The sequence below is a fragment of the Thioalkalivibrio sp. ALE12 genome, from assembly GCF_000381105.1.
In the GTDB taxonomy this organism is placed as follows: Bacteria; Pseudomonadota; Gammaproteobacteria; order Ectothiorhodospirales; family Ectothiorhodospiraceae; genus Thioalkalivibrio.
On the sequence record NZ_KB905905.1, the window covers coordinates 15,219 to 42,162 of the forward strand.

The window sequence follows — 26,944 nt, forward strand, 5'->3', positions numbered from 1 at the left end:
GACTTTGTTCAGCGCGACCGTAGTGTAGCGCAGGTTTCCCGCGGCAGAAACGGGCTTCGCGGGCCGGGGCATGCCGCGCCGCGCTGGCGTGGCGCGTGGTAGCATCGCGCGCCATGCGTGTTGCCGACTTTGATTACGAGCTCCCGCCGGAGCTGATTGCCCAGTATCCGCTGCCGGACCGTGTGGGGTCGCGCCTGCTGGTGCTGGAGGACGAGCGCCCGCGGGATGCCGGGTTTGCGGAGATCGAGAACCTGCTGCGCCCGGGCGATCTGCTCGTGCTGAACGACACCCGAGTGATACCGGCGCGAGTATTCGGGCAGAAGGAGAGCGGGGGCCAGGTCGAGGTGCTGGTCGAACGCATCGAATCGACCGGGCAGGTGCTGGCCATGGTTCGGGCCAGCCGGGCGCCAAAGGTGGGAACCCGCCTGCGGCTCGCGGATGCTTTCACGGTCGAGGTGACCGGGCGCGAGGGGCCGTTCTTCCGGCTGGTTCTGGTGGAGGCCGGGGACGTGCTGGCTCTGTTGCGCACGCACGGCCATGTGCCACTGCCGCCGTATATCGAGCGGGCTGACGAGGCCCATGACGCGGATCGCTACCAGACGGTGTTCGCCCGCCGCGAGGGTGCGGTCGCCGCCCCCACCGCGGGGCTGCATTTTGACGACGCGCTGCTCGCGCGGCTGCGGGAGGCGGGGGTGGAGACGGCGACGGTGACCCTGCATGTGGGGGCCGGGACCTTCCAGCCAGTCAAGGTGGAGGACACCGCCGCGCACGAGATGCATGCGGAGTGGCTGGAGGTCTCGCCCGAGGCCTGCGCCGCCGTGGCGGCGTGCAAGGCCCGCGGCGGGCGTGTGGTGGCAGTGGGCACGACGTGCGTGCGCTCGCTGGAGACCGCAGCTGCCGGGGGAGCGCTTGAGCCGTTCGAGGGCGAGACCCGGCTGTTCATCCAGCCGGGTTACACGTTCCGCGTGGTGGACCGGATGGTGACCAATTTTCATCTGCCACAGAGCACGCTGCTGATGCTGGTGGCGGCGTTCGCCGGTTATCACCGTATCCTGGATGCTTACGCCCATGCGGTCGCGCAGCGGTACCGGTTCTTCAGTTACGGCGATGCGATGTGGCTGGCGCCGGGGCGGGCCGATGACCTCCCGCCCAGCCTGAGCGCCGATACCGGAGGCCCTGATGGAGTTTGAAAACCTGGCCGCCGACGGCCCGGCGCGGCGCGGCCGCCTGCATTTTCCGCGCGGGACGGTCGAGACGCCGGCCTTCATGCCGGTAGGGACCTACGGCACGGTCAAGGCGATGACTCCGGAAGAGCTGCGCGAGCTTGGGGCGGAGATCATCCTTGGCAATACTTTCCACCTGATGCTGCGCCCGGGCACGGAGGTCATCCGCGCGCATGGCGATCTGCACGACTTCATGCACTGGGAGGGGCCGATCCTGACCGATTCCGGGGGATTCCAGGTCTTTTCGCTGGCCGAGATGCGCAAGATTTCGGAGGAGGGGGTGCGTTTCCAGTCGCCGGTGGATGGCTCGAAGGTGCTGATGACGCCGGAGTCGTCGATGCAGGTGCAGCGCGAGCTGGGCTCGGACATCGTGATGATCTTCGACGAGTGCACGCCGTACCCCGCCACGGAGGACGAGGCGCGCCAGTCCATGGAATTGTCCCTGCGCTGGGCGGCACGTTCGCGCGCGGCGCATGGCGACAACCCGGCGGCCCTGTTCGGGATTGTGCAGGGCGGGATGTATCCGGAGCTGCGCCGGGAATCGGCGGAAGGCCTGCAGGCGATCGGCTTTGACGGCTATGCGATCGGGGGATTGTCGGTGGGGGAGCCGGAGGACGAGCGGCTGCAGACCCTGGACGTGACCCTGCCGCTGTTGCCGCCGGATCGCCCACGCTACCTGATGGGCGTGGGACGCCCGGAGGATATCGTCGAGGCAGTGCGTCGCGGCGTGGACATGTTTGACTGCGTGATGCCCACCCGCAACGCGCGCAACGGTTTTCTGTACACCCGCGAGGGCGTGCTGCGCATACGCAATGCCCGTTTTCGCGAGGATACCGGGCCGATCGACCCGGAATGCGGGTGCTACACCTGTCGTCACTATTCGCGTGCCTATCTCAAGCACCTCGACAAGTGCAACGAGATCCTCGGCTCGCGCCTGGCGACCACCCACAATCTGCATTACTACCAGGACCTGATGCGCGGAATGCGCGAGGCAATCGCGGCGGGGACGCTCGAGGCGTTCGTCGGCGATTTCTATGCGCGGCGCGGCATGGACGTCCCGCCTGTGCCATAATCCGCGCGTTATTTTTTGCGCCGTCCGGCTGCGCTTTTCGCGGCGGGGCGGGGCTCGACCCGAACCGACAGACGGAGTGTTTCGATGGACTTTCTGATTTCTGCAGCGCATGCCCAGGAAGGCGGAGCCGCCGGCGGCGGCATGATCGAGTTCCTGATCATGATCGTCATTTTCTTCGCGATCATGTACTTCCTGATCATCCGCCCGCAGAGCAAGCGCGCCAAGGAACATCGCAACATGGTCGAGGCGCTCTCCAAGGGCGACGAGATCGTCACCAACGGCGGTGTGGCCGGCAAGATCACCGAGGTCAGCGACGACTTCATCAAGGTTGATATCGCCGATGGCGTAAACGTGGCCGTGCAGAAGCAGTCGGTCGCCTCCGTGATGCCCAAGGGCACGCTCAAAGACCTTTAAACCCCGCCCTTCAGGGTCTCCGAATATGCGCAATTCCTATCCGGCGTGGCTGTACGCCCTGATCGTCGTGGTCGTTCTGGGTGCGGGGCTGTACGCCGCGCCCAACCTGTTTCCGGAGGACCCCTCGGTCCAGATCGGGAATCCGATGACCGGCGAGATCGACGAGAACATCCGGGACCTCATGGGCACCATCCTGGGTGCCCAGGGCGTGACGCCGAAGCAGGTCGAGGAGCAGGACGACGGCCAGATATTGCTGCGCTTCGAGACCACCGACGAGCAGTCGGCCGCCGCCGAGATTCTGCGCAACGCCCTGGACGACAACCATACGGTGGCCCTGAACCTGGCCCCGGCCACGCCGAACTGGCTGCGGGCGATCAATGGCCAGCCGATGGCTCTGGGCCTCGACCTGCGCGGCGGGGTGCACTTCCTGATGGAGGTGGATCTGGAGGCGGTGATCGGCACGGCGATGGAGCGCTACGCGAACGAGTTGCGCGGGCGCATGCGCGACGAGCGTCTGTCCTTTGACACGATCGAACGCAGCTCCAGCGACCTCACCGTGATGTTCGGCAACGAGGCGAACTATGAAGCGGCCGAAAGCTGGCTGACCCGCGAGTACCGCGGCGAACTGGAGTGGGACGTCCGCGGCTCCGGCGACTCCATCCGCATGGTGGCCACTCTGGACGACGACCATCTGACCGAACTGCGGCGGCAGGCCCTGCAGCAGAATATCTCGACCCTGCGTTCGCGCGTGGACGAACTGGGCGTGGCCGAGCCGATCATTGCCCAGCAGGGCGAGAACCGCATCGTCGTGCAGCTTCCGGGCGTGCAGGATACCGCCCGGGCCAAGGAGGTGCTGGGTGCGACGGCGACGCTGGAGTTCCGTCTGGTCTCGGAATCCGGGGACCCGATGGAGGCGGCGGAATCCGGCCGTGCGCCATCCGGCACGCGTCTGTATCGCGAGCGTGACGGGACGCCGGTGCTGCTGCAGCGCCAGGTCATGCTGACCGGTGACTACATCACCGACGCCTCTTCCGGCATTGCGCAGGACACCGGTGGGCCGGCCGTTTTCATCAACCTGGATGGCCAGGGGGCGCGGATCTTCTCGCGGGTGACCTCGGACAACGTGGGCCGCCTGATGGCCTCGGTGTTCATCGAGACGACGACCGAGACGGTGGAGGAAAATGGTGAGCAGGTCCTGCGGACCTCGCGCAGCGAAGAGGTGATCAACGTTGCGCGCATCAACGAACCGCTGGGTCGGCGCTTCCAGATATCGGGGCTGGACAGCACCCGCGAGGCACGCAACCTCGCGCTGCTGCTGCGTGCCGGGGCGCTGGCCGCGCCGATGTCCATCGTGGAAGAACGCACGGTCGGGCCAAGCCTGGGGCAGGAAAACATCGACCGCGGCATGCAGTCGGTGGTGATCGGCTTTATCGCGGTGATGATCTTCATGATCCTCTACTACCGCGTGTTCGGCCTGATCGCGAACGTGGCACTGGCCCTTAACCTGATCTTCATCGTGTCGGTGCTCTCGATGCTGCAGGCGACTCTGACCCTGCCGGGGATCGCGGGGATCGTGCTGACGGTCGGTATGGCGGTGGACGCTAACGTGCTGATCTTCGAGCGCATACGCGAGGAGATTCGCAACGGGTTGTCACCGCAGGCGGCGATCTCGTCCGGCTATGACCGGGCCTTCACGACTATCGCGGACGCCAACGTGACGACGCTGATTGCGGCCCTGGTGCTGTTCCTGTTCGGTACCGGTCCGATCAAGGGCTTCGCGATCACGCTGTCGATCGGGATCATCGCTTCGATGTTTACCGCGATCATCGTGACCCGCGCCATCGTCAATCTGACCTACGGGCGCCAGCGCCGGCTGACGCGCCTGGCCATCTGAGCGCCGGGAGACCCGCATGCTTCCGCATCTGAATTTCGCCGAATCGAATATCGATTTCCTGGGCAAGCGCAAGATCACGATCGCCATCTCGCTGATCCTGATCCTGGCTTCCATCGCCATGCTCGCAACCCGCGGCTTGAACTTCGGGATCGACTTTACCGGGGGTACCCTGGTGGAGGTCGGCTATCCCGAGGCGGTCGAGCTGGATCCGATCCGTGAGACCCTCGCGGCCGGGGGCTTTGCCGGGGCCCAGGTGCAGACCTTCGGGACCTCGCGCGATGTGCTGATCCGTCTGCCGCCAAGCGAGGATGACGACGATCCGGCGATGCTCTCCAACCGCGTGCTGAACACGCTGCAGGATGGTGGACCGCAGGACCCGGACCTGCGTCGGGTGGAGTTTGTCGGCCCGGCGGTCGGGGAGGAGCTGCGCGAGCAGGGCGGCCTGGCGATGATCTATGCCCTGGCGGGCATCCTGATCTACGTGGCGGTTCGCTTCGAGTGGCGGTTTTCCATCGGTTCGGTTCTGGCCCTGGTACACGATGTCCTGATCACTCTGGGGATCTTTTCGTTGCTGCAGCTGGAGTTCGACCTGGGCGTGCTGGCGGCGGTACTGGCGGTGATTGGCTACTCGCTGAATGACACCATCGTCGTGTATGACCGAATACGCGAGAACTTCCGGGTGCTGCGCAAGCAGGGTACCGAGCAGGTGATGAATAACGCGGTCAACAAGACCCTGGCGCGTACCATCGTCACCAGTATGACAACCCTGCTGGTGCTGTTCTCGCTCGCGTTCCTCGGCGGGGCGGCACTGCAGAATTTCTCGATCGCCCTGATCATCGGGGTGATTGTGGGGACCTACTCGTCCATCTTCATCGCGGCGACGGCGGCCTTGATGCTGGGCGTTGACCGTCAGGTCCTGCTGCCGGTGAAGAAGGAAGGGGCCGAGGAAGATCAGACGCCCTGAGGGGGGCGTCACACCGGGTTGCACGTTGCGGCCCGGAAAGAAAAAGCCCGGAGCCGCAAGGCCCGGGCTTTTTTCGTGTCGGACGGGCCGCCTGGTTCAGAAGGACAGGGCGTTCTGCACGATGCGGTCGACCAGTTTGTTGACGTCGCGCAGGGCCTCCGCGGAGGGCTCGTCGCCGATCTCCGGGACGCGCTGGTAGCCCACGTAGATGGTACCGGGCTCGTCGGAGAGTTCGTAGATTGCGATCACGTAGGGGCAGAAGGTGATGTTGTGAGGGTCCGCATCCATGGTCGCGCGCGAGTAGGTGGCGCTGCAGAAATCGACGGACATGCCGTTCAGGTACAGGCCTTCGCCACTTTCCTGGTCGGCGGTGCGGTCCAGCATGTCGGCAATGTAGCCGCGATTGTTGATCACCAGTCCCTCGGCGGCGATGGCGTCCTCGATCATCTCGTAGTAGAAGTCGAACTCGCCCTCGATGCTGTACACCACGCGTTCCTGGGTCTCGATCACGGTCTCGGGGCCGAATGCGTGCGCGGTGCTGGTGGCGAAGCCGACGCCAAGCCCGAGGGTGATGGCGAGGGCCGAGGTCCGCAATGCGCGTGTAACGGGGTTGGTCGTTTTCATGGTTCCTTCCTCAGGTAGCGGGTTCGAAGGCTGGATGAGCGAGGGCGGGTGTCGCCGCCAACGCCCCTCGGGACGGCTGGCACCGCGTTTTCCGGGATGCCGGGTTCAGTCGAAGAAATGACCGGCAAACCGGGTTCGAGGGGCCCAGTAGGGGTTGTCCAGTTGCTCAATACGCACCTGGCCCCGGGAGCTGGGTGCATGTACGAAACGTCCGTCTCCCACGTAGACCCCGACGTGATCGATTTGACTCCCGTTGATCGCGAAGAACACGACGTCACCCGGCGCCGGGGCGCCGTCTCGCCGCGTGGCGGCCCGGGCCTGGTCGCGAGTGGTGCGCGGCACGCTGCGACCGGCCTCGCGGTAGGCGCGCTGCACCAGGGCGGAACAGTCGAGTCCGGAGGCGTCGGTTCCCCCGTAGCGATAGGGCGTGTCCAGGTGCCCCAGGGCCGTGAGGACGACCTCCGAACGCTCCAGACCGGCCTCGGGCGCGGGACTCATCGGCCCCTGCGGGAGCGGCTGGGGGGTGGCGATGGTGGTGGCGGTCTCCGTGCCGCGCGGCTCAGGGCCGGCGCTGCAGGCCGCGAGGAACAGCAGGCCGCTGCCCACCAGAGCGAGGGGCAGGAAGCGCGGGACGGTGTCAGAAAAGATCGCGTTCGGCATAGCGGTCGGGGACAGTGAAGAGCTCGGGACTCAGGTCGTCGGTGGAGATGCCCGCGAGGCGAGTGGTCACGCCGTCGTGTTCGCTGACCTCCAGGGGGATGCCATCCACGCGCGGCAGCAGGGACGCGCCCATCTGCGAGGCCATCGGGCCACCGGCCTCGAGGGCGCTGAGGGACAGCTCATACAGGCGATCCATCAGGGCGCCCAGGGTGGCGAAGTCGTGTTCCTCCAATCCCAGACGGGCCGGGTCCGACACGCAGACCGTACTCTGCACCTGACCGTCGATCAGGACCTCGTGCTCGTCACAGACGAAATCGCCGATCTCGCGCTGCTCGCCGGTGGTCCGGGTGCTGATTTCGGCATCGAAGCCTTCCGCGCCGATGCCCAGTTGCTCTTCCAGTTGCTGGCGCACCTCCGGCGGAAGCTGCTCCATCTGGCGACGCAGATCGCTGACCATATCGGTCATCGCGCGCATTTGCTGGTCCATAACCTCGCGGGTCAGCGGGGTGTAGGTCTGTTCGGTATCGTCCACGACGGTCAGCTGGTCGTTGGTGGCGTCGAACAACATATAGCCGGAGGTGCCGCTGATCGCCTCGTTCAGCTCCATGCGAACGATGTCACCGCGCACCAGGATCTGGCTCTCCAGCCCCTCGTCGTCCACATAGTGGAGCAGGGCATCGGCCTGGGCCGCAGAGCCCAGCGCCAGCAGCCCGCAGGCGGCGAGCGGTGTAAGGGCCTGGCGGAGGCGGTCGAACGGGCCAGTACGGCAACGATGCATGGGGGTGTCTCCGGTTTCCGGGCGGACTGTGGTGCTCGTGGGCCTCATTGTAGCGCGTTGCTCAGGTTGCGACGGGCTGGAGCAGGCGGTGCGCGAGGGCATCGGGGTCGAGCGGTGCATCCGGGGCGACCTCGATGCAGCCTTCGGCATCGGTCGGCCATTCCTGTTGGGGCTGCTGCTGTTGCATGACCTCGATACCGGCATCCGAGGCGTCGGTGCCCGCGCGAGCGCGGCGCTCCAGGCGCTCGCGCAGAACGTCTTCGCGCGCCTGGCAGGCGACCACGGCGAACCCGGCCGCATGGCGCCGGGCCAGGGCCTGGAACGGAGCACGTTGCTCGCGGGTGAGGAAGGTGGCATCCACGACGACGGTCAGTCCGAGCGACAGCAGGCGTTCCGCGCGCTGCAACAGGTGTTCGTAGATCCGGGCGCGCCCGGCGGCGCTGTAGTCCACCGGCTCCTCCATCCGCTTGCGCTCGATGTCGGAGCGCAGCCGGATCGCCCCCAGGGCCTCCAGCACCTGGGTACTGACGACGGTCTTGCCACTGCCGGAGACGCCGTGCATCAGGACGAGGCGCGGCGAGCCAGCCTCGGTCAACCGGTCCGCGAGGGCGAGGTAGCGACTCATCTCCGCCCGGTGGGCCGCTTGTTCATCGGACGGCAGCTGGGGCTCGGCTCCGTGTATGCCCTGGACCTTGGCCCGGATCAGGGCACGGTAGACCTGGTACAGCGGCAGCAGGGCAAGACCATCGAAGTCTTCGCGCCCCTCGAGATAGGCATTCAGCAGCCGCCAGGCATGGGCGCGGGAGCGGCGGGCCAGGAGATCCATGGTGGTGAAGGCGATCTCGGACATCACGTCGATCCAGCGCAGGGCGGGGTCGAATTCGATGGCGTCGAAGGCGACCGGGACCTCGTCGCCATCCTCGTTCGTGACGTAGACCAGGTTCCCGAGGTGCAGGTCACCATGGCCGTGGCGCACGAACCCGGCATCATGTCGTTCCTGAAGAAGGGGCCACAGCCGATTGATTTCCGTGCGGGTCCATTGTTCCAGGCGCTCGAGGCGCGCCCGATCCGAGGCGCCGTTGACCGATTCGGAGAGGGCCGGGAAGTTGTCCAGCATGGGCTGGGTCGCGGCCTCGGCGGTCCCGTACTCGGATTGAGCATCGGTCCGCTCGGTGCGCTCATGGAAGGCCGCGATGTAGTGACCGAGCGCATCCATGGCCGCCGTGGGGAGCCGGTCCCGCTCCAGTAGTCGGTCGAGCTGGCGCTCGCGGTCGAAGCGGCGCATGCGCACGGCATAGTCGAGCACGGGGCCGGCGCCATTGATGACCGGATGCGCGTCGTCACCATTGAGGGTCACGACCTCCCGATAGAGCTGGGGCGCCAGGCGGCGGTTAATCTCCAGCTCGGTCTCGCAGTAATGGCGGCGGGCGTCCAGCGTGGTGAAGTCGAGAAAGCCGAGATCCAGCGGTTTCTTGAACTTGTAGGCCTCGTCGGCGGCGAGGATTACGGTGGAGATATGGGTCTCGATGGTCCGAACCGCTCCGGTGTCCGGCAGGGGCGTCGGGAAGCCGTTGCCCTGGACCAGTTGGCGCAGGCGTTTCTGGTGCTGTTCCAGTTCGGTCATGGGGGCTCCGCTTGGAGGTTCAGGCGGGCGAGCGTCGGCGCCGGATGTTTTTCCCGGAATCGCCGGGCATGCACCCGTTTTTGCTGGTCGGTCAGGTTACCATTGCAGCCGTTCCGGTCACGTCGCCCCCCAGCCAGTCCATGCCACGAAAGAGCCGCCAGCGTCCCCGTCATCGAAACGCGCCCCGCAGGGGGCGGGTCCGGCGCCTGCTGGGCGCGGGGGGCTGGACCCTGGCCGGCCTGCTGCTGGCCGCCGTGGGGATCGGGGGGCTCTATGTCCATCATCTGGACCGCGAGATCCGCGAACGGTTCGAGGGCCAGCGCTGGGCATTGCCCGCCCGGGTGTATGCGCGGCCGCTGGAGCTGTATGCCGGCCGCCCGCTGACGGCGGATGCGCTGGAGATGGAGCTGCGCGCGCTGAACTACCGCGAGACGCCGGAGGGTTCGGGCCCGGGCGAGTTTCACGTCAGCGGCGGTACCGTGCGGCTGACCACCCGGCCGTTCACGTTTGGGGACGGACCGGAGCCGGCCCATTCGGTACGCGTGCGCCTGGCGAACGGCCGGGTGCAGTCGGTGGCGGAGCAGTCCGGGGGCCGCAATGTGGACCTGATGCGGGTGGAGCCGTTGCTGATTGGCAGCATCTATCCGACCCATGGTGAGGATCGCATCCTGGTCGATATCGGCGAGGTACCGCGCGAGCTGATCGGGGCGCTGCTGGCGATCGAGGACCGGCGGTTCATGTCGCATCGCGGGATTGATCCGGTGGGCATCGGGCGCGCGGCGGTCGCCAACCTGCGTGCCGGGCGCACGGTCCAGGGGGGCAGCACGCTGACCCAGCAGCTGGTCAAGAACTTCTACCTGACGCGCGAGCAGACGCTGAGCCGCAAGCTGAATGAAGCGGTGATGGCCCTGTTGCTGGAACACCGCTACGACAAGCGGGAGATCCTCGAGGCGTATCTGAACGAGGTGTTCCTCGGGCAGACCGGCGAGCGGGCGATCCATGGCTTTGGCCAGGCGGCCCAGTTCTACTATCAGCGTCCATTGAACGAACTGCGCCTGGATCAGCTGGCGCTGCTGGTCGGTCTGGCGCGGGGAGCGAGTTATTACGATCCGCGCCGCTTCCCGGAGCGGGCCACGCAGCGCCGCGACCGGGTCCTGGAGGCGATGGCGGAGACCGGTCTGGCGAGTCGCGAGCGCGTGGATCGGGCCCTGGCAACCGCACTTGATGTCTCCCCGGTAATGCCGGAGGGGCGCAGCCGTTTCCCGGCCTTTCTCGACCTGGTGCGGCGTGAGCTGCGGGCCGACTACGCGGACGAGGACCTGCGCAGCGAGGGCCTGCGGATCTTCACGACCATGGATCCGGTGGTGCAGATGCGGCTGGAGGATCGCCTGGTGCGGGGTGTGGACGAGCTGGTCCGGAGCCGCGGGGGCGGTTCCGACCTCGACAACCTGCAGGCCGCGGCGGTCGTGACCGATCCGCAGGCGGGCGAAGTGCTGGGGGTGGTGGGGGATCGCAACCCGCGCTATCCCGGGTACAACCGGGCCGTGGAGGCCCAGCGCCAGGTGGGGTCGGTGATCAAGCCGTTCGTCTATCTCGCGGCCCTGACCAACCCGGATCGTTACACCCTGGCGACCCTCCTGGATGACAGCCCGCTGACCCTGCAGCTGCCGCACGGGGAGCCCTGGACGCCGCGCAATTTCGATCGCGAGAACCGGGGGACGGTCACGGCCTGGGAGGCCCTGGTGCAGTCCTACAACGTGGCGACCGTCCGCCTGGCGGAGGAGATCGGTATTTCCCAGGTGGTCAACCTGCTGCAGACGCTGGGGCTGCAGCGGACGCCGACCCCGTTGCCCTCGCTGGCGCTGGGCGCGATCGAGCTGTCACCGCTGGAGGTGGCCGGGCTCTACCAGGCGCTGGCGAACGGCGGCTACGCGACGGGTACCCGGGTGATCCGGGATGTCCTGGACCAGAACGACGAGGTCCTGTCCCACTACGGCCTGTCGCTCCAGGGGGCGGTGTCGGATGGTTCCGTGCGCGTCCTGACCCATGCCCTGCACGACGTGACTCGCGAGGGGACCGGGCGGCGGATCGCGGCGCGGCTGAGTGGTCAGGTGGTGGCTGGCAAGACCGGTACCACGAACAACTTTCGGGACAGCTGGTTCGCCGGCTTCGATGATCGGCATGTGGCGGTGGTCTGGCTGGGGATGGACGACAATCGCCCGACTGGACTCACCGGTGGCGTCTCCGCCGCGCCGGTCTGGGCGGAGATCATGGCGGGGGTAGGCGTGCAGTCCCTGCGGCTGGAAGGCCACCCCGGCGTGGGCTATCAGGAGGTGGACCTGGCCTCCGGCCTGCGGGTGGAAAACGAGGACCATGCCTGCGAGGCGGTGAAGACGCTGCCGTTCTGGCAGAATTCGGGGCCCGAAGGGCGCGCCGAGTGCGACCTGGGCAGTGATTCCGGCTCGCAGGGCTGGTTCGAGAGGTTATTTCGTTGAAGATGTTCCGTATTGCAGAGGACCGGTCCCGGAAAGCGCGGATGGCCAAGGGCGGCTGGCGGGCGGTACAGGGCGCGGGTGTCGTCGCGCTGGCGCTTGTACTGGCGGCCTGCGCGACCCCGGCGCCGCGCGATGCCGGCGCGCCCGCGCCCGACGCGACCGAGAGGGCCGTTTATGAGGATCCGGCGCAAGAGGAGCGTGATGCACCCGAGCCGGAACGCGACCCGACCCCTGGCGCGGCCCTGCAGCTGGCCCAGCAGGCCGAGTCGGCGCGCGAGGCCGGGGATACCGCGCGGGCGGAACAACGCCTGGAACGGGCCTTGCGCATCGCGCCACGGGATGCGGGCCTCTGGCATCAGATGGCCGCGCTGCGTCTGGAACAGGGTCGCCACGAACAGGCCGAGCGCCTGGCGGAGCGTTCGCTGCGGCTGGCGGGTGGGACCGACCGCGAGCTCGGGCTGAAAAACTGGCGCGTGATCCTCGCGGCGCGCGAGGCCCTGGGCGATGCCGCCGGTGCCGAGGAGGCCCGCGAGGCGATCCGCCGTCTGGAAGCCGGCGTTGTCTGACGCGGCGGCGGGATCGGCGGCCGTTCACGCCCTGAGCCCGGGGGGCGACCTGGCGGAGGCCGTTGCCGGCTTTCGCCCGCGCGAGCCGCAGCAGCGCATGGCCGTGGCGGTGGAGGAGGCCCTGGCCACCGCACCCACCGCCCTGCTGGTCGAGGCGGCCACCGGGGTGGGCAAGACCTTCGCCTATCTGGTGCCGATCCTGCAGGCGCGCCGCCGCGCCCTGATCTCCACCGGTACCAAGACCCTGCAGGACCAGCTCTTCGAACGCGACCTGCCGGTGGTCTGCGAGGCGCTGGGCTATCGTCCGCGCGCAGCCCTGCTGAAGGGCCGGGCCAACTACCTTTGCCACTATCGCCTGGAACTGGCAGCGGCCGAGGCGGGCGGCGCGACCGGTGGCGGAGTACGCCGTGACCAGTTGCCGGTGATCGAGGCCCTGCAGCGGTTCGCGCGCACTAGTGACACCGGGGATCTGGGGCTGGCCGGGATCCTCGCGGAGGACTCGCGACTCTGGCCGCAGGTGACCTCGACCGTGGACAACTGCCTGGGCGGGGAATGCCCGAACTACAACGATTGCTTTGTGGTGCAGGCGCGCAAGCGTGCCCAGGAGGCGGACGTAGTGGTGGTCAACCACCACCTGCTGCTCGCGGACATGGCCCTGAAGGAGGAAGGTTTCGGAGAACTGCTGCCCGAGGTGGACGCGGTGATCGTCGACGAGGCGCACCAGTTGCCGGATATTGCCGGATCGTTCTTCGGGATTGCCGTCGGCACGCGCGCCCTGCGGGAGCTGGCGCGGGACACGCGGCGTGAACAGGAACAGCATGCGCCGGAGATGCTGGACATTCGCCAGCGGGTCGCGGAACTGGAGGCGTGCGTCGCCGAGTTCCTCGAGGCGTCGCGGACCTGGGAGGGGCGTTCCAGCTGGGATACGGTCAACCCGGAGGGTGCCCTGGATCCGTTGCTGGACCGCCTTGACGCGACCCTGGGGTTTGTCGGGGACGCCCTGGAGGCCGCCGCGGCGCGGGCGCCGGGGCTGGAGCAGCTGCGCGGGCGCAGCGCCTTGTTGCTGGAGCGCCTGCGGGAATGGCGCGAGGAGACCCCGGATACCGTGGCCTGGGCCGAGCGCTTCAGCCAGAGCCTGACGCTGCATCGGACGCCGCTGGATGCGGCGCGTCCGCTCGCGCAGCGCCGGGCCGCGCGTCCGGCGGCATGGATCTTTACCTCGGCCACGCTCGCCGTGGGAGAGGACTTCAGCCATGCGGCGCGACGGCTCGGACTCCCCGCGGACGTGGCCAGTGAACGCCTGGACAGTCCCTTCGATTTTCCCCGTCAGGCCTGCCTGGTGCATCCGCAGCCACCGCTGCCCAATCCCAACGATCCGGGATATACCCGGGCCTGCATTGCCTGGGCGTGGCCGCTGTTGCGGGACAACCCGGGCGGCGGGTTCTTCCTGTTTACCAGTCACCGGGCCTTGCAGGAGGCGGCCGCTATCCTGCGCGCCGAACTGCCCCGCGATCGCGAGCTGCTGGTCCAGGGCGAACAGCCGCGGGGCGATTTGCTGGCGCGGTTTCGCGAGTCGGGGACGGCCTGGCTGCTGGGGGCCCACAGCTTCTGGGAAGGGGTGGACATCCGCGGCGAGGCGCTGTCGATCGTGATCATCGATCGCCTGCCGTTCGCCGCGCCCAACGATCCCGTCCTGCAGGCGCGCGCGTCCGCGCTGGAGGCCGAAGGTCGCTCGCCGTTCATGGAGTTCACCCTGCCGCAGGCCGTGCTGGCCCTGAAGCAGGGCGCGGGGCGGTTGATCCGGGATGCTGATGATGCCGGCATCCTGGCCCTGTGCGATCCGCGCCTGACCGGAAAATCCTACGGTCGGCGTTTTCTCGCCAGCCTGCCGCCGTTCCATCGCACCCGGGAACCGGCGGCCGCGCTGCGCTTTCTGGAGCAGGCCCGGGAGACGAATACATGCGCCTGATTGCGCTCGAAACCGCAACTGAACAGTGTTCGGCCGCCCTGTATCTCGATGGCGAGATCCTTGGCGTTGCCGAGCGCGCGGCGCGGCGCCACGGGGAATTGATCCTGGGGCAGGTGGAACAGCTGCTGCGCGAGGCAGATATCCCGCGTGCCAGCCTGGATGGTGTGGCGGTCGGACGCGGGCCGGGGGCCTTTACGGGCGTCCGCCTCGGCCTGGGCGTGGCACAGGGGATGGCCTTCGCGCTGGATCGCCCCGTGGTGCCGGTCTCCACGCTGCAGGCCCTGGCGCAGCAGGCCCTGCGGGAGGGCCGACGGCCGGCAGGCGTACTGGCGGCACTGGACGCGCGCATGGGCGAGATCTACTGGAGCCTTTGTCCGGTCCGGGGGGACCGCGTGGAGACGGCGGCGGAACAGGTCGGGGCGCCTGCAAGCCTGGCGCCTGCCTGGCCCGAGGGCGAGCGTTTCGGTCTGGGATCCGCGTTCGCCGCCTTCCCCGAACTGGCGGCCGCGCACGGGCTGGCCATGGCCGCCGTGGATCCCGACGCGCTGCCGGATGCCCGCGAGATCGCCCTGCTGGCAGTGGACGCCTGGGAGCGCGGCGAGGCCGTGGCCCCCGAGTATGCGCAGCCGGAGTATATCCGCAACGATGTCGCCCGCCCGGCCACGCCGCGATGAGCCGGGAAACCGAAAACGACACCACTCCCTACCCGTGGTTGCCACCGCTGGTCGCCACGATCAAGGCGGAGCCGGAGGACTTTCGGGTCGAGGAGGTACCCGCCACGACGCCCGAGGGGCAAGGCGAGCATGTCTGGCTGGAGATCGAGAAGCGCCTGCTGAACTCGGAGGACGTGGCCGTGTGGCTGGGACGCGAGTCAGGTGCGGGACGCGGCCGGGTGAGCTACGCCGGGCGCAAGGACCGTCAGGCCGTTACCCGCCAGTGGTTCAGCGTGCAGTGCCCGCCCGAGTCCGAGCCCGACTGGGCCGGCCGGGCCGAGGCCTGGAATAGCCCACAGGAGGCCGAGGCGACGGGCAGCTGGATGCGGGTGCTGCGCGTGGTGCGCCACGCGCGCAAGCTGCGCACCGGCCACCTGGCCGGCAACCGCTTCGAGATCCGGCTGGGTGCCGTGCAGGGTGACCGGGCGGCGGCGGAATCGATCCTGGCGGCGGTGCGTGACGGGGGCATCCCGAATTACTTCGGCGCGCAGCGCTTTGGTCGCGATAACCTGGAACGGGCGCGCGCCTGGCTGGGTGGCGGGCGGGCGCCGCGCAGCCGCAATCAGCGCAGTCTCCTGCTCTCCGCCGCGCGCTCGGCGATCTTCAACGCGGTACTCGCGGCCCGCGTGCGCCGTGGCGACTGGGATCGGCTGTTGCCGGGGGACGTGGCCAATCTGGAAGGCTCCGGCAGCGTGTTCGCGGTACCGGAGGTGGATGCCGAGCTGGAGGCCCGTGCCGCCCGTCTCGACATCCACCCGACCGGGCCCCTGTGGGGCCGTGGCGCTATGCTGACGGCGGGCGAGGTGGCGGCGCTGGAGGCGGCCATCGCTGCAGAAGAACCGGTATTGGCGGAAGGGCTGGAGCAGGAGGGTGTCCGGGCCGCCCGCCGATCACTGCGCATGGTACCGCGGGCCGTTGCATGGCGCTGGGAGGGCGACGACCTGTGGTTGTCGCTGGAACTGGGGGCCGGGGAATATGCGACGGGGGTCCTGGACGCGATTGGCAACGCGCGGGACGCGGACCGGTCGGGCTGACCGGGGCGGGCTCAGGCGGAGTTCTTGAGCTTGCTTTCGGCGCGTTCGGCGCGCTGTTCGGCCTCCACGCGGTCGGTGATGTCCTTCTGGATGCCGATGTAGTACGTGAGCCGGTCCTCGTCGTTGAATACCGGGGTCAGCGACAGTTCGTTCCAGAACAGGCTGCCGTCCTTGCGGTAATTGCGCAGGGTCACGCGGCAGGGGCGGTTTTCCTCGATGGCCGAGCGGATCTCCTGGCGCACCTCCTGATCGGTGTCGTGGCCCTGGAGGAACCGGCAGTCACGGTAGAGGATCTCTTCGGAGCGGTAGCCGGTGAGTTCTTCGAAGGCCCGATTCACATAGATCAGGATGTTGTCGTCGCCCTCGCGCTCGGCGATGACGATGCCGTCGTTGGAGGCGTCCACGGCGAGGGCGAGGAGTTCGGTGTCTATCGTTCGGGTCATAAACGTGTAGCGATCTGGTCTGCGAGTCGAGCGCGCCAGGGCCCTGTACCGGGCGCAACCTCCGCGCTTGTATGGCACGAAAATAGCACGTTCCGGTGCCACTGTGCTCAAAAATCGGACACCAGCCGGGATGTTTTCGCGTGGCACGGACGTAAAAAAGGCCGCCCGAAGGCGGCCTTTCTCGATGGGGTACGGGCTGTTAGCCGCCGCCACGCGAAGATTCACATCTCCTGGGTCACGGTGAAGGCGCCGCGCACGTCACCCTCGCGGAAGCCGGTCGCCTGATCTTCGGGGTACAGACGTTCCAGCGCGTGCTTTACTTCGCCGCTGACCTCGGACCCGTGGCAGGTCAGGCAGGCCCCGCCGGTCGGGATGGCGGCCATGAAGCGGAACTTCGGCTCGCCGTCTTCGGCCTCGACCACGCCGAAGCGGGGCGGGAGATCCGCGGCCGGTGTGCCGGCCGCGTGCTGGGCCTCGAAGCCCTGCAGGGTGAGGCGTTCCCAGCGGTCCGGGGCGTTGTTCTGGTTACGCAGCTTCAGGCTGGTGCGACCGATCTCGATGCCGGTCTCGGCCGAGATGTCACGTGCAATCTCGGGGGCGCGTTCGTTGCAGACCTGGATGGCCTCGGTCGGGCCGCCCGATTGCATGGCGGACATCAGCTCGCCCTGCAGGGTGCTGGCGAACTTCTGGATGGCGTCACGATTGGCGGCGATGCGTTCCTGCAGATCATCCTGGCTCAGCTGGGGCATCGTGTCGGCACTGGCGTAGCCGCTGCCGGCGGTGAATGCGATCAGGCCGAGGGCCAGGGGGGCAAGCTTCCAGTTCTTCATGGCAAATACCTCGCAGTGCAGAGTCCGTTGCGTCCTGTACCTATACAAGAGCTGTACAAAGCATGGACCGATAATGGTTGGAATGCAAGGAAGGGCGTACGGAAAGTTTAGCCGAGCAGGCTTGTTTCCCTACCGAATTCCGTAAAACACCTCACAGGCCTCGACTCAGTCTAAGCGTGAATATCGCGAATTGCGAATATGGCAAGGGCCGTATGTGAGTGCGTCGTTGGTTGCGGCGGTCGCGGCCCGTGCGCGTGGGGGCTCAGGGAGACGCTGATTTAATCGCACGTCCGCGCTCGAGTCGCTTTTGCGTGCGAACAAGGCGCGGTGACTGCCGTGCAGTCATTCTGCACAAGGGAACCGCAACGCCGTGCGCATGCCCGTTTTTGATAACAACGGGCGGCCGAGCCCCTGCTTTCTATGGCTTGTGGGGTCGGTGTCCCCCGATTCTGAATGAATATGGCCCGATCCTGCGTTGCGCCCCGAATCCATCAGAAACGGGCGGGTAGAACCACTACCCGCTGCACGACGCGCCTTGTCTCGGAACGCTTTGTCTCGAAGAACCGGGGGGCACCAACGCGGACGTGCGATTTGATCAGCGTCTCCCTCAGCGAGCGGAATCCGGGTTGCGCGGGCGTTTGAGCAGGACGTAGACCGCCCCGGTTCCACCGTCGGCCGGGCGTGCGGAACAAAAGGCCAGTACGTCGTCGCGCTGGCGCAGCCAGTGGTCGGTGAGGCCCTTGAGGACCGGGCCTTGCTGGCGCGAGCGCAGTCCCTTGCCATGCACGATGCGAACGCACAGGGCTCCTTCCCGGCGGGCGTCGTCCAGGAACAGGCCGATGGCGCGGCGCGCCTCGTCGGCGAACAGGCCATGCAGGTCAATCTCGTCCTGGATGCGGTAATGCCCGCCACGCAGCTTGCGGAATACCCGCTGGCTGATACCCGGGCGCGCGAAGCGGAGTTCATCGCCGGGCTGCAGGTCAGCGGCGTTGAGTGGATCGCTGAGCCAGTCGGCGTGGGCCTGGGCCTCGTCGGCGTCGCGCTGGCGGGCCCGGGCGGCGGGCCGCGGCGGCCGCACGTCGGCCTGATCGCTGTGGAGTCGACGAACGTTGCCAACCGCCTGCAGGAATTCGTCGAAATCGTTGGGATCATCCCCGGAGTTCATGGCAGGATACTCGCACTTTTCGGGGGGCGGGCGCGATCGTGTCGATCGACGGGCCCGGCCCGGACGGTTTCCAGTATATTAAGAGCCCTCTCAACGGCCCCTTTCCTGCATGCGCATTCTGGTTAGCAACGACGATGGAATTCACGCCCCGGGCATTCAGTGCCTGGCGACGCATCTGCGCCGGATTGCCGAGGTCCATGTGGTGGCGCCCGACCGCGATCGCAGTGGCGCCAGCAACAGTCTGACCCTGGTGCGGCCGCTGCGCACGCGTCACCTTCAGGGGGGCGACGTGCAGGTGGACGGGACGCCAACCGACTGCGTGCACCTGGCGATCACCGGGCTGTTGCAGCAGGAACCGGACGTGGTGATCTCCGGCATCAACGCGGGTGCCAACATGGGGGATGACGTGCTTTATTCGGGCACGGTCGCCGCTGCGATGGAGGGGCGCTTCCTGGGACTCCCGGCGATCGCGGTCTCGCTGGTGGGGCCGGACCTGCGCCATTACGACGCCGCCGCGAGCGTGGTGGTCGAGCTGCTGGACCGCATCAATCGCGTTCCGCTGCCGGCGGCCACGATCCTGAACGTGAATGTCCCCGACCTGCCGCGCGCCGAGATCCGCGGGGTCCAGGCCACGCGCCTGGGGCATCGCCACCGGGCCGAGCCGATGATCGCGGACGAGGACCCCCGCGGGCGCCCGATCTACTGGGTCGGGCCGGCCGGTTCGGAACAGGATGCCGGGCCCGGTACGGATTTCCATGCGGTGCGCGAGGGGTATGTCTCGGTCACGCCGATCCAGGTGGACCTGACCCGCTTTGACGCGATCGATACGGTAGGGCGCTGGCTGGACGATTCCCTGCCGGAGGCTGGGCATGGTTCCTGATGCCGCCGGCGCGGGCCTGACCTCGCAGCGGGCGCGCGATCGCCTGGTCCGGATCCTGGAGGGGCAGGGGATTCGCGATCCACGGGTCCTGGAGGCCGTGCGCAGCATCCCGCGCCACCTGTTCGTGGAAGAGGCTCTGGGGCACCGTGCCTACGAGAACACGGCCTTGCCGATCGGTCATCGCCAGACCATTTCCCAGCCCTTTATCGTTGCGCGGATGACCGAGGCCCTGCTGGAAGGTGATCGCCCGCGCACGGTCCTGGAGATCGGGACGGGCTCGGGCTATCAGGCCGCCGTGCTGGCCCAGATCGTGGATCGGGTGTTTTCGGTGGAACGCATCCAGGCGCTGAGCCGCAACGCGCGCGAGCTTCTCAGTCGTCTGGGGATCAACAACGTGAACCTGCGCCATAGCGACGGTGGGGAAGGGTGGCCGGAGAAGGGGCCGTTCGACGGCATCATCCTGACCGCGGCGCCCCGGGAGGTGCCGGAGGCGCTGCTTACCCAGCTGGCGCTGGGCGGCCGACTGGTCGCGCCGGTGGAGGGTCCGGACGGGCGCCAGCAACTGGTGCGCTACACCCGGACGGAGGAGGCCTACGTGCGCGACATCCTGGATGCCGTGATGTTCGTGCCCATGCTGCCGGGGGCCGAGCAGTGACGCGGGTGGCGCCCCTTCCGGGTGGGTGTGACTGAGCCGATGGTGGTGTGGCGCCGATGAAGCTCTTCGAGCCCCTATACGACCGGGTGATGGGATGGTCCCGTCACCCCCATGCGCCGCGCTATCTGGCCGGGCTTTCGTTCGCCGAATCCTCGTTCTTTCCGGTCCCGCCGGACGTGATGCTCGCGCCCATGGCGGCCGCTCGCCCGCGCTCGGCCTGGCGTCTGGCCGCGCTGACGACACTGTTTTCTGCCCTCGGCGGTCTGCTGGGTTACCTGATTGGCTGGCTGGCGTTCGAGTGGATCGGCCCCTGGTTGCAGCAGGTGGGGTATGGCGAGGAGTTGCGCCAGGCCGAGGCCTGGTTCGCGACCTGGGGGGTATGGGTGGTGCTGATTGCCGGTTTCTCGCCGATCCCCTACAAGCTGTTCACCGTCACCGCCGGGGCCTTGTCGATGGCCTTGCTGCCGTTCTTCATCGCCTCGCTGGTCGGGCGCGGGCTGCGCTTCTTTCTGGTGGCGCTGTTCATGGCCTGGGCCGGTCCGCGCGCGGAGCAGCACCTGCGCCCGTACATGGAACGCCTGGGCTGGGCCGCAGTGATCCTGCTGGTCGCGGTCATGGCGGTTTACCTGGTCATGGACTGAACGATGCGCCTGCACGCGGTTCAGGGGGTGCTGACGATCGTACTGCTGGCCCTGATCGTGGGCACGCTGGCCGGTTGCGCGGCGCGGGCCCCCAGCGGGAGCGGGGCCTCGATGCCGGATACGCACGTCGTGCAGCGCAACGAGACGCTTTATCGCATTGCCCAGCGCTATGGGCTCGAATGGCGTGACCTCGCGCGGCGCAACGCGATCGATGCCCCCTATTTGATCCACCCGGGGCAGCGCCTGCGGCTGCGGGGCGCCGCCCGCTCGTCCCCGCCCAGCGCGCCTCAGGCATCGTCCGCGCCGAGTTCGCGATCGTCCTCGTCCGGCAGTTCCGGGAGTGGCAGCAGCTCCAGCAGTGGGGCGTCCAGCTCGACCTCCAGCAGTTCGAGTTCCAGTCCGAGTTCGGCGCCTGCCGATCCGGGGGGCTGGCAATGGCCCGCGGACGGCCAGGTATTGCGCGGCTTCTCCAGTAGCGGCACGCGGCGAGGCCTGGCGATCGGCGGCGAACGTGGAGATAACGTCCGCGCGACGCGGGCCGGCGAAGTGGTCTATGCAGGCGGCGGTCTCGTGGGGTATGGTCGATTGGTCATCCTCAAACACGATGCGCGGTTCCTCAGCGCCTACGGGCACAACGATGAACTGCTGGTTTCGGAGGGTGACCGGGTGCAGGCGGGTGACACGATCGCGCGTCTGGGCTCGTCGGGGGCCGAGCGCCCGATGCTGCATTTCGAGATCCGGGTGGATGGGACGCCGGTAGACCCGACGCGCTATCTCCCGGATCGCTGAAACGATCAAGAGCAGGACACTACATGGCCAAGACCCGGCAGCCGGTGGACCCGGAACTGGATGACGAACGCCTGACCGAAGGCCCGGCCGAGGACGAAGACGGGGAGGCGCTGCCCGAAGATCTGGCCCGGCCGGTCGAGTCCATGCAAGCCCCCGAAGATCCTGAAGATGCCGAGGACGACGCGGCGCAGGTGGCCCCCGAGGTCACGGTTGGCCTTGAGCCGGAAACCGAGGCCCCCGTGCGGCCGAAGACCCTGCGTGATGCCCGGCCGGCCGAGCTGGATGCCATCCAGATCTACCTGCGCGATATCGAGTACCGCCCGCTGCTGACCCCCGATGAAGAACGCAAGTACGCCCGGCTGGCACGTCAGGGCGATGACGCCGGTCGGCGCCGCATGATCGAGTGCAACCTGCGGCTGGTGGTAAAGATTGCCAGGCGTTACCTCAACCGGGGGCTGCCACTGCTGGATCTGATCGAGGAAGGCAACCTCGGTCTGATGCACGCGGTCGAGAAGTTCGACCCGGAGCGGGGGTTCCGGTTTTCCACCTATGCGACCTGGTGGATCCGCCAGACCATCGAGCGGGCCCTGATGAATCAGGGGCGGACGATCCGCATTCCCGTGCATGTCAGCAAGGAACTGCGCATGCATGCGCGGATCGCGCGCAACCTGACCCAGGAACTCGGCCGCGACCCGAGCGAGGAGGAGCTGGCGCAGCGCCTCGGCAAGCCGGTGGCCGAGATCCAGAAGCTGCGCGCGATGTCCGAGCCCTCGACCTCGATGGACCTGCCGTCGGGCCCGGACGGGGACCGCTCGCTGACCGATATCCTGGCCGATGCGAATGCCCCGGAGCCCTCCACACTGCTGGAGGATCAGGACCTCCACCATCTGGTGGAGGCCTGGCTGGCGGAACTCGATCACAAGCAGCGCGAGGTGCTGGTGCGTCGGTTCGGGCTGCACGGTTTCGAACGCTCGACGCTGGAGCAGGTGGGGTCGGAGATCGGCGTGACCCGCGAACGCGTGCGGCAAATTCAGATGGATGCCCTCAAGCGGCTGCGCAAGCTGCTCGAATCGCGCGGGATGAAGGGCGACGAGGTCCTGCCGAACTCCTGACCCGGGTTCCCCGGGCGGTGGTCCGACTACCCCTCGATGATCAGAGCTGCGGCGACGTCGCGGCCCTCCGCCATGATCAGGTTGTAGGTGCGGCAGGCCGCCGCGGTATCCATGATCTCCACGCCCAGCCCCTGAGCGCGAAGGTGTCGCCAGACCGCACGGTCCGGAAACCGCTGCAGCTCGCCGGTGCCGATCAGCAGCACCTCGGGCGGGGTGTCCAGTACGGCTTGCAGGTGATCCACCCGCAGCTCGTCCGCCGCCTGCACCGGCCAGTCGGTTTGCAGCTGGTGCGGGCGGACAATCAGGCTGCGGCTGTGGGCCACCTGATTGATCCCGACGCGACCGGTCTCGTAGCCGGTCACGATGTAGGACTCTTCGCTGGTGACTTCGGAGAACAGCATGCTGCGTACGCTACTCCGGCGCCGTGAATGACTCAAGAATGCGCGCCCTCACCAAAGGGCGGCGGCGCCCCGATTCGTTGACAGGTCCGGGCCCGGGTTATACTTTGGCGCGCTTTCCGGTGCGGCATCCGGAGGGGCCTTCAGGGTCCCGGAAAACAACCGCCAAGGCCCCAACCAGGACCCAGACCCGTGACCGACGTCTTCCCCCGTATCGAGCGCCTCCCGCCCTACGTCTTCAACATCGTGAACCAGTTGAAGGCCGAGGCCCGCGCCCGTGGCGAGGACATTATCGACTTCGGGATGGGCAACCCCGACCAGCCGACGCCGCAGCACATCGTGGACAAGCTGTGCGAGGCGGCCCAGCGCGGCGATACCCATCGCTACTCCGTGTCCAAGGGCATCCCGCGCCTGCGTCGTGCGATCACACGCTGGTACAAGACCCAGTTCGACGTGGATCTGGACCCGGAGACCGAGGCCATCGTGACCATCGGTTCCAAGGAGGGCCTGGCGCACCTGGCACTGGCGACCCTGGGGCCGGGGGATGCCGTCCTGGTGCCGAACCCGGCGTATCCCATTCATCCGTATGGCTGCGTGATCGCCGGCGCCGACGTGCGCCATGTGCCGCTGACGCCGGATGTCGACTTCTTCGCCGAGCTGGAGCGGGCGATCCAGGACTCCTGGCCGAAGCCGAAGATGCTGATCCTGAACTTTCCGGCGAACCCGACCACGCAATGCGTGGATCTCGAGTTCTTCGAGCGGGTGGTGGCGATCTGCAAGGAACACGGCATCTGGATCGTGCACGACCTGGCCTATGCGGAGATCAGCTTCGATGGCTACAAGGCGCCGTCGATCTTCGAGGTGCCGGGTGCCAAGGACATTGCGGTGGAGTTCTACACCCTGTCCAAAACCTACAACATGCCCGGCTGGCGCGTGGGCTTCATGTGCGGCAATCCGACGCTGGTGGCCGCCCTCGCGCGCATCAAGTCCTACCTCGATTACGGGACCTTTACCCCGATCCAGGTGGCCGCGATCGCGGCGCTGGAAGGTCCGCAGGACTGTGTCGAGGAGATCCGCGAGTTGTACCGCGTGCGCCGGGATGTACTCTGCGACGGCCTCAACAAGCTCGGCTGGCAGGTGGAAAAGCCGAAGGCGACCATGTTCGTCTGGGCCCCGATCCCGGAACCGTACCGCGAGATGGGATCGCTGGAGTTCGCGAAGAAGATGCTGCGTGACGCCAAGGTGGCCGTCTCGCCGGGCATCGGGTTCGGCAACTATGGCGATGACCACGTGCGCTTCAGCCTGATCGAGAACGAACAGCGCACCCGCCAGGCGCTGCGCGGGATCAAGGCGATGTTCCGGGCCGACTCGATCCTCGCCGACGCGGCCGAGGAAAGCTCGGGTTCGAACGCCTGAGGCGCGCGGGCCGCGCTCCGAATGCAATCAACACCGGGCGCCGGACGGCGCCTGACGTCAAGGACAGCAAGGCTATGACGCCGGTAAAGATCGGAATTCTTGGACTGGGTACGGTGGGCTGCGGCACGGTGAACGTGCTCGCGCGCAACGGCACCGAGATCGCCCGCCGCGCGGGTCGCGATATCCAGGTCGTGGCGGCCGCCGCGCGCGATGTCAACCGCGAGCGGGAATGTGACTGTTCGCAGATTCGGCTGACCACCGATCCGGCGGCGGTCGTGAATGACCCCGAGGTCGAGGTCGTCGTCGAACTGATGGGCGGCACCGACCCGGCCCTGAACCTGGTGCTGGCCGCGATCGACGCCGGCAAGCACGTGGTCACCGCGAACAAGGCCCTGATCGCTTTGCACGGCAACACGATCTTCGAGCGCGCCCAGCAAAAGGGCGTGATGGTCGCCTTCGAGGCCGCGGTGGCCGGTGGCATCCCGATTATCAAGGCGATTCGCGAGGGCCTGGCCGGCAACCAGATCGAATGGCTGGCCGGCATCATCAACGGCACCGGCAACTTCATCCTGACCGAGATGCGCGACAAGGGTCGCGATTTCGAGGACGTGCTGGCCGAGGCCCAGGCACTGGGCTATGCCGAGGCCGACCCGACCTTTGACGTGGAAGGCATCGACGCGGCCCACAAGCTCGCGATCCTGGCCTCCATTGCCTTTGGCATTCCGCTGCAGTTCGACCGGGTTGCGGTGGAAGGCATCAGCAACATCACCCGCGAGGATGTCGGTTTCGCCGCCGAGCTGGGCTACCGCATCAAGCACCTGGGTATCGCCCGGCGCACGCCCAAGGGCTACGAGCTGCGGGTGCACCCCACGCTGATCCCGGAACGCCGACTGATCGCCAACGTGGACGGCGTGATGAACGCGGTGCTGGTCAACGCCGACGCCGTGGGCCCGACGCTTTACTACGGTGCGGGTGCGGGCGCGGAGGCCACCGCCTCGGCCGTGGTGGCCGATCTGGTCGACGTGGTGCGTGCCCTGACCACCGATCCCGAGAATCGCGTGCCGCATCTGGCCTTCCAGCCGGATGCCTTGTCGGACAAGCCGGTGCTGGATCTGGCGGACGTCGAGACGTCGTTCTACCTGCGTCTGCGCACGCAGGACCGTCCGGGCGTGCTGGCCGACATCACCCGCATCCTCGGCGAGCACGGCATCAGCATCGAGGCGATCCTGCAGCGTGAACCGGATCCGGAGCGCGGCGAGGCGACGATCATCATGCTGACGCACAAGGTGCGCGAGGGTGCGATGAACGAGGCGATTACCGCGCTCGAGGCGCTGGATCACCTGCTGACCCCGATTACCCGTATCCGCATGGAAGGGCTGGCGCGCTGATCCCGGCGCCCGGACTGCAACCGCAACGACAGAGAACATCATGGCCTTTGGACACCGCTATACCGGACTGATCGAACGCTACCGCGACCGCCTGCCGGTGCATGACGACACCCGCATCATCTCGCTGGGCGAGGGCAACACGCCGCTGATCCGGCTGAACAACATCCCGCGTGATCTGGCGCGGGAGGTCGAGATCTACGTGAAGTTCGAGGGCCTGAACCCCACCGGTTCGTTCAAGGACCGCGGCATGACCATGGCCGTGACCAAGGCGGTGGAAGAGGGCTCGCGGGCGATCGTCTGCGCCTCCACCGGCAACACCTCCGCGGCGGCGGCTGCCTATGCCGCCCGCGCCGGGATCACCGCGTTCGTGGTGATCCCGGATGGCAAGATTGCGATGGGCAAGCTGGCCCAGGCGATGATGCATGGCGCGACGGTGATTCAGATCGAGGGCAACTTCGACGACGGCATGCGCCTGGTCAAGGAAGTGGCCTCCAACACCCCGGTGACCCTGGTGAACTCGGTCAATCCGTATCGCCTGCAGGGCCAGAAGACCGCCGCTTTCGAAATCGTCGAGGAGCTGGGTCGGGCCCCGGACTATCACTGCCTGCCGGTGGGCAACGCGGGTAACATCACCGCGCACTGGATCGGCTACAGCGAGATGGCGGCCAAGAGCAGTGACGACGTGACCGATGCCTGCGCCTATTGCAAGGGCCACTGCAAATATGCCGGAGGCGGCATGGTGGGTAACCGCCCGCATATGGTGGGCTACCAGGCCTCGGGCTCCGCGCCGTTCATGCGCGGCGCGATGGTGGACAACCCGGATACCGTGGCGACCGCGATTCGCATTGGCCATCCGCAGTCCTGGGACATGGCGTGGACGGTGCGCGAAGAGTCGGGTGGCTGGTTCGACGAATGCCAGGACGACGAGATCCTGGCCGCGCAGAAGCTGCTGGCCGAGAAGGAGGGCGTGTTCTGCGAGCCGGCCTCGGCCGCATCCCTGGCCGGCGCCCTGCGCGATATCCGCGACGGCAAGATCCCGGAAGGCTCGACGGTCGTGTGCACGCTCACGGGCAACGGACTGAAGGACCCGGACACCGCGATCGCGCAGAGCGTGGTGCAGCCGACCAAGGTGCCGGCCGAGCTGGACGCGGTCTCCCGCGCGATTCGCGACAACCTGAGCTGAGGCCACGCCGTGCC

The 26,944-nt window shown here is 67.5% G+C and carries 26 protein-coding genes; 18 read left to right on the forward strand and 8 right to left on the reverse strand.

Going from position 1 to position 26,944, the window contains the following annotated elements; all coding sequences use genetic code 11:
• Nucleotides 1–113 precede the first annotated feature (113 nt).
• From queA to secF, 5 genes are all read left to right on the forward strand, one after another.
• Nucleotides 114–1,190 carry a tRNA preQ1(34) S-adenosylmethionine ribosyltransferase-isomerase QueA gene (gene queA, locus F614_RS0100100; RefSeq protein WP_019557977.1) on the forward strand — a complete coding sequence of 359 codons (1,077 nt, stop codon included), beginning with the start codon at nt 114–116 and terminating at the stop codon, nt 1,188–1,190.
• Complete coding sequence (gene tgt / locus F614_RS0100105) at nt 1,180–2,295, forward strand: tRNA guanosine(34) transglycosylase Tgt (protein WP_019557978.1); 1,116 nt, start codon at nt 1,180–1,182, stop codon at nt 2,293–2,295. The genes queA and tgt overlap by 11 nt, the downstream gene beginning before the upstream one ends.
• Nucleotides 2,296–2,379: 84 nt before the next feature.
• Nucleotides 2,380–2,709, forward strand: a complete 330-nt coding sequence (yajC, locus tag F614_RS0100110; RefSeq protein WP_018867385.1) for a preprotein translocase subunit YajC — start codon at nt 2,380–2,382, stop codon at nt 2,707–2,709.
• A 25-nt stretch (nt 2,710–2,734) separates the two neighbouring features.
• Nucleotides 2,735–4,603: a protein translocase subunit SecD gene (gene secD / locus F614_RS0100115; protein WP_018867386.1), complete on the forward strand. Its 1,869-nt coding sequence runs from the start codon at nt 2,735–2,737 to the stop codon at nt 4,601–4,603.
• A gap of 16 nt (nt 4,604–4,619) precedes the next feature.
• Nucleotides 4,620–5,567 carry a protein translocase subunit SecF gene (secF, locus tag F614_RS0100120; protein ID WP_018867387.1) on the forward strand — a complete coding sequence of 316 codons (948 nt, stop codon included), beginning with the start codon at nt 4,620–4,622 and terminating at the stop codon, nt 5,565–5,567.
• A gap of 96 nt (nt 5,568–5,663) precedes the next feature.
• On the opposite strand, the gene F614_RS0100125 is transcribed toward secF, so the two are convergent.
• The 4 genes from F614_RS0100125 to F614_RS0100140 all read right to left on the reverse strand — a co-directional run bounded on the left by F614_RS0100125 (nt 5,664) and on the right by F614_RS0100140 (nt 9,253).
• Complete coding sequence (locus F614_RS0100125) at nt 5,664–6,191, reverse strand: DUF302 domain-containing protein (protein ID WP_028484446.1); 528 nt, start codon at nt 6,189–6,191, stop codon at nt 5,664–5,666.
• A gap of 105 nt (nt 6,192–6,296) precedes the next feature.
• Nucleotides 6,297–6,851: a C40 family peptidase gene (locus F614_RS0100130; protein ID WP_018867389.1), complete on the reverse strand. Its 555-nt coding sequence runs from the start codon at nt 6,849–6,851 to the stop codon at nt 6,297–6,299.
• A complete protein-coding gene (locus F614_RS0100135) occupies nt 6,829–7,629 on the reverse strand; it encodes a hypothetical protein (protein WP_019557980.1) in 801 nt (266 codons plus the stop codon). Before F614_RS0100135 ends, F614_RS0100130 begins: the two co-directional genes overlap by 23 nt.
• 61 nt (nt 7,630–7,690) lie before the next feature.
• Nucleotides 7,691–9,253, reverse strand: a complete 1,563-nt coding sequence (locus tag F614_RS0100140) for a bifunctional aminoglycoside phosphotransferase/ATP-binding protein (protein WP_019557981.1) — start codon at nt 9,251–9,253, stop codon at nt 7,691–7,693.
• Nucleotides 9,254–9,393: 140 nt separating this feature from the next.
• On the opposite strand from F614_RS0100140, the gene mrcB reads away from it, so the two are divergent.
• Genes mrcB through truD form a run of 5 tightly spaced genes read left to right on the forward strand, consistent with a single transcriptional unit; the run spans nt 9,394 to nt 16,030 of the window.
• Nucleotides 9,394–11,748, forward strand: coding sequence for a penicillin-binding protein 1B (gene mrcB, locus F614_RS0100145; protein ID WP_081619674.1), 2,355 nt, complete (start codon nt 9,394–9,396; stop codon nt 11,746–11,748).
• A 41-nt stretch (nt 11,749–11,789) separates the two neighbouring features.
• Nucleotides 11,790–12,314: a tetratricopeptide repeat protein gene (locus F614_RS0100150; RefSeq protein ID WP_018867393.1), complete on the forward strand. Its 525-nt coding sequence runs from the start codon at nt 11,790–11,792 to the stop codon at nt 12,312–12,314.
• Nucleotides 12,307–14,283: an ATP-dependent DNA helicase gene (locus F614_RS0100155; protein ID WP_018875369.1), complete on the forward strand. Its 1,977-nt coding sequence runs from the start codon at nt 12,307–12,309 to the stop codon at nt 14,281–14,283. Before F614_RS0100150 ends, F614_RS0100155 begins: the two co-directional genes overlap by 8 nt.
• Nucleotides 14,274–14,957 (forward strand): tRNA (adenosine(37)-N6)-threonylcarbamoyltransferase complex dimerization subunit type 1 TsaB, encoded by a 684-nt coding sequence (gene tsaB / locus F614_RS0100160; protein WP_019557983.1) that lies wholly within the window; start codon nt 14,274–14,276, stop codon nt 14,955–14,957. The genes F614_RS0100155 and tsaB overlap by 10 nt, the downstream gene beginning before the upstream one ends.
• Nucleotides 14,954–16,030 carry a tRNA pseudouridine(13) synthase TruD gene (truD, locus tag F614_RS0100165; protein WP_019557984.1) on the forward strand — a complete coding sequence of 359 codons (1,077 nt, stop codon included), beginning with the start codon at nt 14,954–14,956 and terminating at the stop codon, nt 16,028–16,030. Before tsaB ends, truD begins: the two co-directional genes overlap by 4 nt.
• Before the next feature lie 11 nt (nt 16,031–16,041).
• Here truD and F614_RS0100170 read toward each other — a convergent pair whose 3' ends face one another.
• From F614_RS0100170 to F614_RS0100180, 3 genes are all read right to left on the reverse strand, one after another.
• Complete coding sequence (locus F614_RS0100170; RefSeq protein WP_026279288.1) at nt 16,042–16,473, reverse strand: PAS sensor domain-containing protein; 432 nt, start codon at nt 16,471–16,473, stop codon at nt 16,042–16,044.
• 221 nt (nt 16,474–16,694) lie between these two features.
• On the reverse strand, nt 16,695–17,303 hold the full coding sequence (locus tag F614_RS0100175; protein WP_018867398.1) for a DUF3365 domain-containing protein: 609 nt from the start codon (nt 17,301–17,303) through the stop codon (nt 16,695–16,697).
• Between the two features lie 607 nt (nt 17,304–17,910).
• Nucleotides 17,911–18,468, reverse strand: coding sequence for a Smr/MutS family protein (locus tag F614_RS0100180; RefSeq protein WP_018867399.1), 558 nt, complete (start codon nt 18,466–18,468; stop codon nt 17,911–17,913).
• Nucleotides 18,469–18,577: 109 nt separating this feature from the next.
• On the opposite strand from F614_RS0100180, the gene surE reads away from it, so the two are divergent.
• From surE to rpoS, 5 genes are read left to right on the forward strand one after another with little or no spacing between them, the layout of a single operon-like run.
• Nucleotides 18,578–19,348 (forward strand): 5'/3'-nucleotidase SurE, encoded by a 771-nt coding sequence (surE, locus tag F614_RS0100185; RefSeq protein WP_018875374.1) that lies wholly within the window; start codon nt 18,578–18,580, stop codon nt 19,346–19,348.
• Complete coding sequence (locus tag F614_RS0100190) at nt 19,338–20,003, forward strand: protein-L-isoaspartate(D-aspartate) O-methyltransferase (RefSeq protein WP_018867401.1); 666 nt, start codon at nt 19,338–19,340, stop codon at nt 20,001–20,003. Before surE ends, F614_RS0100190 begins: the two co-directional genes overlap by 11 nt.
• A 56-nt stretch (nt 20,004–20,059) precedes the next feature.
• The gene (locus tag F614_RS0100195; RefSeq protein WP_018867402.1) at nt 20,060–20,644 is read left to right on the forward strand and encodes a YqaA family protein; all 585 of its coding nucleotides are present in this window, start codon (nt 20,060–20,062) and stop codon (nt 20,642–20,644) included.
• 3 nt (nt 20,645–20,647) lie between these two features.
• A complete protein-coding gene (locus F614_RS0100200; RefSeq protein WP_026279289.1) occupies nt 20,648–21,433 on the forward strand; it encodes a peptidoglycan DD-metalloendopeptidase family protein in 786 nt (261 codons plus the stop codon).
• Between the two features lie 23 nt (nt 21,434–21,456).
• Nucleotides 21,457–22,545, forward strand: coding sequence for an RNA polymerase sigma factor RpoS (rpoS, locus tag F614_RS0100205; RefSeq protein ID WP_018867405.1), 1,089 nt, complete (start codon nt 21,457–21,459; stop codon nt 22,543–22,545).
• Nucleotides 22,546–22,571: 26 nt separating this feature from the next.
• Here rpoS and F614_RS0100210 read toward each other — a convergent pair whose 3' ends face one another.
• A complete protein-coding gene (locus F614_RS0100210; protein WP_018875375.1) occupies nt 22,572–22,946 on the reverse strand; it encodes an Mth938-like domain-containing protein in 375 nt (124 codons plus the stop codon).
• A gap of 189 nt (nt 22,947–23,135) precedes the next feature.
• Between F614_RS0100210 and alaC the strand changes: the two genes are divergently transcribed.
• The 3 genes from alaC to thrC all read left to right on the forward strand — a co-directional run bounded on the left by alaC (nt 23,136) and on the right by thrC (nt 26,930).
• Nucleotides 23,136–24,359: an alanine transaminase gene (gene alaC / locus F614_RS0100215; protein WP_018875376.1), complete on the forward strand. Its 1,224-nt coding sequence runs from the start codon at nt 23,136–23,138 to the stop codon at nt 24,357–24,359.
• A gap of 74 nt (nt 24,360–24,433) precedes the next feature.
• Entirely contained in the window at nt 24,434–25,747 is a 1,314-nt protein-coding gene (locus tag F614_RS0100220) for a homoserine dehydrogenase (RefSeq protein ID WP_018877755.1), read from the forward strand.
• Between the two features lie 40 nt (nt 25,748–25,787).
• Complete coding sequence (gene thrC / locus F614_RS0100225; RefSeq protein ID WP_018867409.1) at nt 25,788–26,930, forward strand: threonine synthase; 1,143 nt, start codon at nt 25,788–25,790, stop codon at nt 26,928–26,930.
• Nucleotides 26,931–26,944 lie beyond the last annotated feature (14 nt).